Annotated in this window: 9 protein-coding genes; 5 read left to right on the plus strand and 4 right to left on the minus strand. The window is 70.5% G+C overall.

Translation table 11 applies throughout. From position 1 onward, the window contains the following. Positions 1-108 precede the first annotated feature (108 nt). Together D7X99_RS43255 and D7X99_RS31540 are read right to left on the minus strand one after the other, a co-directional pair. Positions 109-2,979, minus strand: a complete 2,871-nt coding sequence (locus D7X99_RS43255) for a serine/threonine protein kinase (RefSeq protein WP_199756387.1) — start codon at positions 2,977-2,979, stop codon at positions 109-111. A 213-nt stretch (positions 2,980-3,192) separates the two neighbouring features. After that, on the minus strand, positions 3,193-4,254 hold the full coding sequence (locus D7X99_RS31540) for a hypothetical protein (RefSeq protein WP_121781001.1): 1,062 nt from the start codon (positions 4,252-4,254) through the stop codon (positions 3,193-3,195). A gap of 159 nt (positions 4,255-4,413) precedes the next feature. Here D7X99_RS31540 and D7X99_RS31545 point away from each other — a divergent pair, with 159 nt between their 5' ends. Genes D7X99_RS31545 through D7X99_RS31555 form a run of 3 tightly spaced genes read left to right on the plus strand, consistent with a single transcriptional unit; the run spans position 4,414 to position 6,566 of the window. Further along, positions 4,414-5,232, plus strand: coding sequence for a glycerophosphodiester phosphodiesterase (locus D7X99_RS31545; protein WP_121781002.1), 819 nt, complete (start codon positions 4,414-4,416; stop codon positions 5,230-5,232). Positions 5,233-5,245: 13 nt separating this feature from the next. Next, a complete protein-coding gene (locus tag D7X99_RS31550) occupies positions 5,246-6,013 on the plus strand; it encodes a deoxynucleoside kinase (protein WP_121781003.1) in 768 nt (255 codons plus the stop codon). 34 nt (positions 6,014-6,047) lie between these two features. After that, positions 6,048-6,566 carry an acyl-CoA thioesterase gene (locus tag D7X99_RS31555; protein ID WP_120581020.1) on the plus strand — a complete coding sequence of 173 codons (519 nt, stop codon included), beginning with the start codon at positions 6,048-6,050 and terminating at the stop codon, positions 6,564-6,566. Between the two features lie 78 nt (positions 6,567-6,644). Here D7X99_RS31555 and D7X99_RS31560 read toward each other — a convergent pair whose 3' ends face one another. Further along, the gene (locus tag D7X99_RS31560) at positions 6,645-7,028 is read right to left on the minus strand and encodes an iron-sulfur cluster assembly accessory protein (protein WP_121753070.1); all 384 of its coding nucleotides are present in this window, start codon (positions 7,026-7,028) and stop codon (positions 6,645-6,647) included. 101 nt (positions 7,029-7,129) lie between these two features. Between D7X99_RS31560 and D7X99_RS31565 the strand changes: the two genes are divergently transcribed. Beyond that, the gene (locus D7X99_RS31565) at positions 7,130-7,462 is read left to right on the plus strand and encodes a rhodanese-like domain-containing protein (protein WP_121753071.1); all 333 of its coding nucleotides are present in this window, start codon (positions 7,130-7,132) and stop codon (positions 7,460-7,462) included. Here the strand turns inward: D7X99_RS31565 and D7X99_RS31570 are convergent. Then, complete coding sequence (locus D7X99_RS31570) at positions 7,459-9,678, minus strand: serine/threonine-protein kinase (protein WP_121781004.1); 2,220 nt, start codon at positions 9,676-9,678, stop codon at positions 7,459-7,461. The genes D7X99_RS31565 and D7X99_RS31570 overlap by 4 nt on opposite strands. A gap of 114 nt (positions 9,679-9,792) precedes the next feature. Here D7X99_RS31570 and D7X99_RS31575 point away from each other — a divergent pair, with 114 nt between their 5' ends. Beyond that, complete coding sequence (locus D7X99_RS31575; RefSeq protein ID WP_147476311.1) at positions 9,793-10,398, plus strand: hypothetical protein; 606 nt, start codon at positions 9,793-9,795, stop codon at positions 10,396-10,398. Positions 10,399-10,607 lie beyond the last annotated feature (209 nt).

Consider the following 10,607-nt stretch of genomic DNA (forward strand, 5'->3'; position numbering starts at 1 on the left):
TGGTGGAAAGCCAAGGAATTCCAACGACTTAAGGGCACTCAAGCGTACCCGGTCCTACGTGTCCTCCGGGGGGTGCGGATGCCGCATACGCGTAAGTCGCCGTGCCAATTAGCGCCGCCTGCGGCATGGGACCCGGAGCGTCTGGAGTTCCCCGGTTACAGGTCGGACGTTGTAGGTCTCAATGCCCCGAGGTGCACGCCGTCCCGGGCAGGTGTACTGGACGCGGAGCGGGCCAGGAGCCAGGGCGACCACCTGGTTGATGGGCAGCTTTTCGCCCCCCGGCCGGCCAAGCACGGTGCGCACCGGGGCCTCGAAGCGGACTTCCACGGTGGCGGGGGTTGGGGGCTCGGCGGGTTCGGCCGGGGCCGCGGTCGCCACGGCCAGCGGGGCCGTGGCTTCGGTGCCCGCCGCGGCCACCGCGAGTCCTGCGTCTGGCGGGCTCGCGGCGGTGTCCGCGAGGGAGGGTTCAACGGGCTGCCGCGCGGCGGTGTCCGCGAGGGCGGGTTCAGCGGGCTTCGGCGGCGCGGCTTCGGCCGGAACAGGAGCGGGTGGCGTGGGCGCCTTCACGGGGGCCGTTCCCTGGGGACCGGGCCGCGCCGGGCCTCCCGCTGGAGGCCCCCTCATGGGCGCGGGAGGAGCCTGCGCTTCCGGACTGAAGAGGCCCATCATCCACGCGAGCCCCAGGCCCAGCACGGCCACGAGCACCACGCCCGCCACCAGCACGATGGCGCGCGAGCGCCGGGGCGACCGGGAGGCGTCGAGCGTGTCGGGCCCCTCGTCGTCGTAGTCCTCGTCCTCGTCGACGGGCGCGCGCACGACCCGACGGGGCGGCGGCCTTCGCGGCGCCTGGAACCCGACGGTGGACTCGTCGTCGTCCGGGTCTCCGGTCGAGACGGGCGTCGGGTCCGTGAGGCTCCCCCCGGAGGGCCCCGGGTCGGTGTTGAAGCGCTCGTCGTCTTCCGGTGACGGCCGCGGCGGAGGACGGACGTTGCGAGCCCCGGAGTTGCCGGGCGGGGCGGAGCGGTTCGCGTCGCTGGACGCGAAGGCACCCCGGCGCGGGCCCGGAGGCTGCGACACGCGCCCATCGTCGCCCATGCGGCGGGGACCGGACGCCAGCGGCTCGGACCGGCCATCGTCTCCCATGCGGCGGGGACCGGAGGACAACGGCTCGGAGCGGCCATCGTCTCCCATGCGGCGGGGACCGGAGGACAACGGCTCGGAGCGGCCGTCGTTGGCGGACGCCATGCCCGGCCGACGCGGGCCAGGTGGCGGCGTCGTCGCGCGTCCCTCCGGCGTGCGACGCGGCGTGGGCGCGAACGGATCATCCCCGCCACCCGCGCCGCGAGGCATGGCCACGCCAGTCGACGGACGCCGCGAACGGTCTCCCGACCCGGAGCGCGCGGTGGGCTCCGGAGGGCCATTGCGCCGCGCCGGTGCGGGCGTGGGCGCGACGGGCCGGGGGCGGCGCGCGCGCAGCGGCACAGTGGAGTCGCCCTCGTCGTCCTCCTCTTCCTGTGCCTCCTCCTCGTCCCAGGCTTCCGCCTCGAACACGGGCTCCAGGTGGCGGCGCGGCGAGGGAGCGCCGGGCATCGTGCCGACCGCGGTGGACTCGCCGTCGTCATCGTCCTCGTCGTCGTGGCCCGAGGGCAGGTCGCGCGGCCGCGCCATCTGCGTCTCCGGCTCCCCTTCTTCCGCGTCCCAGGCACGCAGCGCCGCGGACTCCGCCGTGGGCCTGCGCGCGGGAGGCCGGGACACCAGCCCCACGGGCGTCAGCGCCGAGGGCCCCCGGGGCTGCGACGCCGTCCCGCCCAGCGGCAGGGTGCGCGCGCCCGTGTCTTCATCGAGCGGAGACGTGCGCGACGACGTGTCCTCCGTGAGGGGCAGCGTGCGCGCGGCGGTGTCCTCCGCGTCGGCCAGCGGCAGCGTGCGCGCGGCGGTGTCCTCCGGCAGGTCCGGCACCGGGGGCGGCAGCGGCGTGCGCAGGGACGGCAGCGGCAGCGTGGCTTCGTGCCGGCCCGCGCGCTTCGCCGGGGGGATGTGGAGCACGGTGCGCTCCTCCTTCTCCCCCAGGAGCCGCGCGATGTACTGCGCCACGTCCAGGCTCTGCTTGAGCACGCCGGACGCGAGGAACGCGTGCAGGTCGTCGCGCACTTCGGAGGCCCGCTGGTAGCGCTGGGTGCGGTCCTTCACCAGGCACCGCATCACGATGCGCGACAGCACCTCCGGGTAGTCCGGGCGCACCAGGTGCGGCGGCGTCGCCTCCTCGTAGCGGATGGCGTAGAGGATGCCTTCCGTGGTGGGCCGGTGGAAGGGCTGCTTGCCGGTGGTGATTTCGTAGAGCATCACCCCCAGCGCGTAGATGTCCGCCCGGTGGTCCAACCGCTCCTGAAGAATCTGCTCGGGGGAGAGGTAGAGGAACTTCCCCTTGATGACGCCCGGCTTGCTGCGCTCCATGAACGCGCCGGCCTTGGCGATGCCGAAGTCGACGAGCTTCACGCGCCCGTCGTAGGCGATCATCACGTTCTGCGGAGAGACGTCCCGGTGGATCAGCTCCAGCGGGCGCCCATCCACGCCGCGGCTGAAGTGCGCGTGGTCCAGGCCCGCGGCGATGGCCGCGCAGATCTTCGCCGCGACGCCGTACGGCATGGAGGCGCCGAACTTGAACTCCTCCGCGAGCACGCGGCGCAGGTCCACGCCCTCCACGTACTCCATGCAGATGAAGATGTTGTCCCCCTCCTTCCCCAGCTCGTGCACCTGCACGATGTTGGGGTGATGGAGCTGGGCGGCGATGCGCGCCTCGTCCAGGAACATCTGGACGAACTCCGGCTCCTCGGAGAGGTACGGGAGGATCCGCTTGATGACCACCAGCGTGGGGTCCGGCGGCTTGTGCGCCAGGAAAAGCTCCGCCATCCCGCCCAGCGCGAGGCGCTTGATGAGCAGATATTTGCCGAACGGGGTGGCCGTCTGGGGCGAGCTCAAGGACGTGGAAGGTGTGGGCCGCGGGTGGAACTTTGAAGCGTGTCCGGAGCCTACCTGCATTCCCGCCCCGGGGGGAGCCGTCCGACCCGCCCGGCGTCGGACTCTAGGCAGGCCCTGTGGGGCACGCGAACTTTCAGGCCCCTGAAACACGACCGCCCCCCAGGGCAGGTGAGCCCTGGGAGGCGGACGGGGAAGGCATCAGGCGAAAGCGGATTACTCGGGGACTACCACCTCGCCCGGCAGGTCTTCGCAGCCCTGCGGGATGATGGTGTAGGTGTAGCGCTGGTCCGTGCCCGGCACGCCGCTGTCCCGGTCATTGCCGCCGGTGCCGCAGCTGGTGATGTTGGAGCTGCCGTTGATGCAGCCCGCGAAGGTGTAGGTATCCCAGACACCCGTGATGCCGTTGGGGAACGTCACCGAGCCGCCATCCAGGGCCGCCTTCTGGTAGTCGCAGCCCAAGCCGCCGTCGGACCGGTCACGCGTCTTGTCGTGGTAGACGAGGATGCCGCCTGTGACCTCGAAGCCGTAGAAGAGGGTGCCCGCGTCCTCGTTGTCCAGGCGCTGGAGCTGGGAGGGCTGCGGGTTGGTCAGCGTGAGCGGACCCGCCAGGTGCACGCGCGTTCCCAGGTATGCCGCGCTGTTCTGGGCCGCCGCGAGCGACGCCGTCAGCTCATCCACCGTCACCTCGTTGGCCGGGGGCAGGTTCGCCGTACCCGCGTCCGTGAGCTTGGGCGTGATGGCCAGGGGCACCGCGGGAGTCTGCTGATTGGCCAGGTGGTGGCGGCGGCCGGTGAACGGCGAGTTGTTCGGCTCCGTGCCGAAGTAGCCCACGATGTCGACGGTGTCGCCGAGCTGCGGGTGATACGCGTCCGGCGTGTCCGTGTAGAACTTATGGATGAAGAGGCCCTCCTTCGGAGCGGCCGGATCCGTCACCCAGAAGTACGAGCGCCAGGAGCCGTTGCCCTGGTCGCTGAGCTTCTCGTAGTGGATGCCCGAGACGACCACGTCGCGCAGGGTCGCCTTCGTGCCGAACGACACCTTGCGCGTCGCGGCGATCTGGTTGGCGGTGGGGCCCGCGTCGCCCGTGCCCGCGTCAGAGCCCGCGTCGGTGTTCGTGCCCGCGTCAGAGCCCGCGTCGGTGCTGCAGACGCCCGTACAGCCGGCGTCGGGGGTGGGAGTGGGGTTGTCGTCGTCACGGCCGCCACAGCCGGCCGCGGTGGCCATCGCCGCGGCAGCCAGGAGGGCCGCAGCGCCCAGCTTCGTGCGCAGTTCCATTTGAAATTCTCCGGGGAGTGAGGGGCGCCGAGGTAGTTGATGTCCGACGCCGGTCGGGCTGAGGATTCAGGCTCTTATACCGGTGGGTTAGTAGGGCCGGCAAGGAACGGACCGGGGCCCTGTTCGTGACATCATCGTCAATTCAGGAATAGGTGGATCATGCTGCCGCGCGACATGTTTCTTGATGGGCTGAAGCCCACACTCCACATCGCGCACCGCGGCGGAGCGCTGCTCGCGCCGGAGAACACGCTGGAGGCCTTCCAGCGCGCGGTCCACACCCACCGCACGGACATGCTGGAACTGGACGTGCACCTGTCGCGCGACGGTGAAGTCATCGTCGCGCACGACGACACGCTGGAGCGCTGCACCGACGGAGGAGGTCCGCTCGCGGCGCTGACGTTGGCGGAGCTGCGCAAGCTGGACGCGGGCCACCGCTTCACGCCGGACGAAGGCCGCACCTTCCCCTTCCGAGGCCAGGGCGTGCGCCTGCCCACGCTGCGCGAGGTGCTGCGCGCCTTCCCCACCCTGCGCCTCAACGTGGAGCTCAAGCCGGACGTGCCGGGCGCGGAAGCCGTGCTCGCCCGCCTGCTGACCGAGGAAGCGGCCCTGGGCCGCGTGTGCCTGGGCAGCGAGCAGGACGTCATCGCGGAGCGGCTGCACCAGGAATTGCCTGACGCGTGCCACTTCTACCCGCGCGACGCGCTGGCCGCGTTCGTCCTGGCGCTCAAGGCGGGCGAGGCGCCGCCGGAGGACGCGCGCTACAGCGTGCTCGACATGCCGCTGTACTTCGGCGAGGTGCGGCTGGTGGACGACGTGTTGCTGAAGACCGCGGCCGAGCGCGGCAAGTGGATCAACGTGTGGACGGTGGATGATCCGGCGGAGATGGACCGGCTCATCGTGGAAGGCATTGGCGGCATCATGACCGACCGGCCGGACCTGCTCCGCCAGCGAATGGACGCCTCTGGAAAGCCGGGTTAAGCCTTCGGGCTCCATGCCCCGCTCCACCGCCCGCGCGCGTCCGGCGACGTCTCGCACCGAGCCCTCGACCCAGGCGCCGCCCCCGGCCGACGCCGACACGAAGCCCGCCGCCCGCAACACGCTCAAGGTGAAGGCGAAGGCGAAGGTGAAGTTGCCGCGCGCCAAGCGCTTCGTGGCGCTCGCGGGCAACATCGGAGCGGGCAAGACGACGGCCGCGAAGCTCATCAGCCAGGCCTTCGGCTTCGAGCTCTTCGACGAGCCCGTCATCGACAACCGCTTCCTGCGTGACTACTACGGCGACATGTCGCGGTGGTCGTTCACGCTGCAGCTGGAGTTCCTCATCCGGCGCGTGGAGCACCACGAGCTCATCCACTCCGTCCGCAAGAGCTGCGTTCAGGACCGCACGCTCTACGAGGACCCGGAGATCTTCGCCAAGTACCTGCACGGCCTGGGGCACATGACGAACGCGGAGCTGGACCTGTACTACGAGTACTTCCAGCGGCTGTCGCGCCACATCGTGCGGCCGGACAAGGTCATCTGCTTCGACGTGCCGTCGGAGGAGGTGCTGCTCCAGCGCATCCGCACGCGCGGCCGCGCGGAGGAGAAGGGAATCGGGAGGCCCTTCCTCAAGGGCCTCAACGGCTACTACGCGGGCTTCCCGCAGGTGCTCCAGGAGAAGTACGGCGTGGAGTGCCTGGTGGTGGACGTCTCCAAGCAGGACATCCGCCGCGGCGCGGGCCGCGAGGAGTTCATGGACCGCGTCTCCGCATTCCTGGCCTGACGCGGCGCCGTTTCGTGCGACGCTCAGTCGCGCCATGCACGACCTCAGCCCCAAGAGCCCGCGCGACTCCGAAGTGGTGATGACGCAGCTCATCCTCCCTCCGGACGCCAACAACCTGAACGCCGCGTTCGGCGGGAAGGTGATGCAGTGGATCGACATCTGTGGCGCCGTGGCCGCCCAGCGCCACTGCCGTCAGGTCGTGGTGACGGCGTCCATGGACGACCTGCACTTCCACGCCCCCATCCGCGTGGGCTGGATTGCCCTCCTGCACTCACGCGTGCTCGCGGCGTTCCGCACCTCGCTGGAGGTGGGCGTCACCGTGCACGCGGAGAACCCGCTCACCGGTGAGCGGCACCTCACCACCAGCGCGCTGCTCACCTTCGTGGCGCAGGGCCAGGACGGCAAGGGCGTGCCCGTGCCGCCGCTGCTCCTGGAGTCGGAGGCGGAGCGCCAGGCCTTCCAGGAGGCGGAGGCCCGCCGCGCCCAGCGCCGCAACCGCGGCCAGGGGGAGCAGAACTGGATGAAGGTGATGAAGCCCGTGGCCGGAGCCTGAACGCACGAAGGGCCGGGGGCACGCCTGCCTGGCGTCCCATCCCGGCCCTTCATCCACGACGATTCGCCAGCTGGCGAATCAGGTGGTGAACGACGTCCCGCAGCCGCAGGACGACTTGGCGTTGGGGTTCTCGAACTTGAAGCCCGCGCCGGTGACGCTGGTGACGTAGTCGATGTGCGTGCCCGAGAGGTACTGGGCGCTCAGCGCGTCGGTGGCGATCGTCACTCCGTCCTGCTCCCACGTCTGGTCTCCGGCCTTCATCTCCTTGACGAGGTTCAGGTCGTAGCCCAGGCCGCTGCAGCCGGAGGGCACCACGCGGATGGAGAAGAAGTAGCCCTGGAAGCCCTGGGCCTGGATGACCGTCTTCACCTGTGCGATGGCGGCGGCCGTCAGGACGACGGACTCGGAGGCGGCGGGCTGGGAGGCCGGCGTGGAGCCGGTGACGGCGGTAGAAGTATCCATGTGCTTCAATCTCCTCGTAGACGACGCCACATAACGCCCTGGCGCCCGAAAAGCCAAGGGACCTGACGGGCCCCTTCCCGGCTCAACAGAAGATAACCCCCATGCCCATCCCCGAAATCACCCCCGCCGAGCTGGCCCGGCGCCTGGCCGGCCCTCCCGAGTCGCGCCCCGTGCTGGTGGACGTGCGCTTCCCGCACGAGCACGAGTGGGTGGCCCTGCCCCACTCTGTGCTGATGCCCCTGCCGGAGCTGGAGGACTTCCACGAGCAGCTGGAGTCCTTCCGGGGCCGCCCCGTGGTCGTCTACTGCCACCACGGGGTGCGCAGCCTGGACGGCGCCGCGTACCTCATCGACCGGGGCCTGGAGGCCGTGTCGCTCCAGGGTGGCATCGACCTGTACTCGCGCACCGTGGACCCTGCCCTGCCGCGCTACTAGAGCGCGGAGGCCAGGTCCAACGTCTGCTCCGTGATTTCGCCGGGGACGACCTTCGCGTCGAGCGTGACGGGCTCCTTCAGCTTGGCGCCCCGCAGCTCCAGGATGTGCTTACCCTCCATCAGCTTGAGCGTCGTCCCGGCGTTCCCGATCAACTGGTTGTTCCGGTACACCGTCAGGCCCGTGGCGATGCCCTTCGGAGTGAGCTTCAACCTGAGGGTGCCCTCCTTGAAGCTGCGCTCGAACGTCTTCAACTCCCCAGGCGTACCAAACGCGAGCTCCTCCGAGTCCTCCAGGTAGATGCCCTGGGCGTCGTTCTCCAGGATGAGCGTGTCCTGCAGGTGGGCGCCCTGCACGCGCGTGAGCGGCGCGGTGCCCAGCATCGTCACCGGCTCCGGGCTGTTGCAGCGCTCCGTGTGCCGCACGGACACCTTCACCGGCTGATTGGTGTTCACCGTGAGCCACACGCCCTGCGCGTCCGCGGCCTTGGACGTGAGCGCCAGCATGATGGGTTCGCGGAAGAGCACGCCCAGCGCGAGCAGGCCCACGACGAGGCCCACCGTCACCAGCGTGCGCACGCTGCCGCCCCGGGGCTTCACCGGCTCCGGCAGCGCGGGGGCGCTGGAGCGCGACGGACGGCGCTCGCCAGAGTCCTCGTCATCCACCGGCGGGGCCACCGGGCGCGCGCGCGGAGCGTCCACGCGGCTGGAGGTGCGGCGGCGCGGAGGCTCCACGGCGGACTGGTTGGTGCTGGTGCTGGTGCGGCGGCGCGGAGGCGGCGGCGCGGGCGCGGGCTCCGTCTCATCATCCGGCGGCGGCAGGCGCGTGCGCTCGTCGTCCTCCAGCTCCATGCGATGCACGCCCGAGCGCGAACGCATGGGCGGCTCCGACACCGGCATGGCGCGCGACGCCGTGCGCCGGGGCGGAGGGACGTCGTCCACGGACTGGCTGCGCAGGTCCGAGCGCGAGTTGGTGCGGGCAATCTGCGTCGCGTTCGGGTTGCTGGTGGACGTGCCGCGCCGGACGGCCGGCTCCGACACGCTGGAGCGGCGCCGCGGCGGCGGCTGCTCCACGCCTGTGAGCGACGGCGCGTCGTATTCGTTCGGATCATCCGCCAGCGCGGGGGACATGCCCGTGGCGCGGCGGGGCGCGGAGCCCGTGCGGGTGGCGTTGCTTCGCGAGCGCTCGCGCGACTCACCCGGCGGGGCCTCCCAATTCATGTCCGGGGGCGGCCGGGGCGGCGCGGTGTTGGAGTCCTCGCCCAAGGGCATGACCTGGCCCTGTTTGAGCTCGTCATCCAGACGATCCGCGAAGAGCGTCTTCATCAGCTCCGAAATCTGCCCGGAGGTGACGAGCCAGCGCTCGTTGACGAGCAGCTCTTCCAGCGCGGTCTGGAACTCGCGCGCGTTGTCGTAGCGGTCATCCGCGCTCTTGGCCAGGGCGCGCATCACCACGTGGTCCATGTCCCGGGGCACGTCGGCCACCTCGGACGGGGACGGGATGGAGCACTCCATGGCCGCCTGCAGCGTGGCCAGCTCCGAGTCCTTCTTGAGCGGCCGGTGCCCGGTGAGCATCTCGTACAGCACCAGGCCGATGGCGAAGATGTCCGCGCGCCGGTCCAGGTGCTTGCCCGCGGCCTGCTCGGGCGCCATGTACGCGAACTTGCCCTTGATGGCGCCGGACTTCGTCATCGAAGCCTGGTCCGCGGCCTTCGCGATGCCGAAGTCCACCAGCTTCACCGAACCATCGAAGCTGATCAGGATGTTCTGAGGGCTGATGTCGCGGTGCACCACGTTGAGCGGCTGGCCGCGGTCATCGTTGCGGCTGTGCGCGTAGTAGAGGCCTTCGCACGCGGACGCGACGATGCGGATGGCCAGCGGACGGGCGATCCACTGGTTCATCCCGCTGGCCTTGCGCATGACCCGGCCCAGGTCCTCGCCGTGGATGAACTCCATGGCGATGTAATAGGTGCCGTTGGCCTCGCCGAATTCGTAGACCTGCGCGATGTTCGGATGATTGAAGCGCGCGGCGATCAGCGCCTCGTTCTTGAACATCTCCACGAACTCGCGGTCCTCCGCGAGGTGCGGGAGGATGCGCTTGACGACAAGCTCCTTCTGGAAGCCCTCGATTCCGGACTGACGCGCAAGCCAGACTTCGGCCATGCCGCCCGTGGCGAGCTTCTTGACGAGCTGATATTTCCCGAATGCTTGAGGATTCATCCCGGGGACTCCCCGGGGGGAGCAAGCTTGGTGGAAGGTGACAGGGCAGCGCATCTTAGGGGACAGCGGTCCATGAGGCAAAGCCGCTCAACCGCCTTGCTGGGGTGGGTCGTCATGACCTGCCTGCTGGCCCTGCATGCCGCCGCGGCCCCCGCGTCGGATCAGATCAAGGTGGAGCGGCGCGGCGAGCTGCTCTCCCTCTCCTGGCGTGACGCGGAGGACCAGCTGAGCGGCGTCCTCACCCCCGCCGTCCCCCGCCCCGGTGAGCCGCTGCGGCTGACGCTGTCGGTGGGAAACCTCCAGGGACCTCCCTTCCAGGGCGCCGTCACGGTCGCGCTCTCCCGAGAGGGCGTGCCGGGCCAGGTGACGCGCACGCTGACGCGCGACGCCGTGGGATGGAGCACCGAGTTCGTCCCCGACGAGGCCGGCGCGTGGGACGTGGACGTGCGCTTCCTCACCACCCGCCCCAAGTCGGCCCACGCGCGCTTCACCGTGAGCGAGCCTCCGGTTCCACCCATGGTCTGGCGCGTCCTGATGGCCATCGCCGGAGGGCTCCTGCTGGCGCGGGTGCTGTACGCCGTCACGCGGCGAGGCGTGACGCCGGAGCACCCCATCCCTCCCCTGCCCCAGGCGCCTGCGGAAGCCACACCCGTGGAGTCCGGTGCCGAGCCTCCAGTGGAGCCCGCCGCCCCTCCGGCGGATCCGCCCGCTGATCGGTAACACCGCCCTTCTTACAGTCCGTCGTTACAGCCATGCGGGCCCCCGGGAGGGAAAAAGTCTTCCCAGGTTGGGTCTGGTCACGGCCACGTCACGGGGCATCCGCCCCGAGCGCCACTTCCCGATGTCCGGCAGTGCACGTCCCTGCCCTGGGCACCGGGGTTGCACAGGGGAGCAGGCGGCGGGTTGGAAGGCGTCGGGCATTACCGGGG

It is taken from the genome of Corallococcus sp. AB032C, assembly GCF_003668935.1.
Taxonomy (GTDB): Bacteria; Myxococcota; Myxococcia; order Myxococcales; family Myxococcaceae; genus Corallococcus; species Corallococcus exiguus.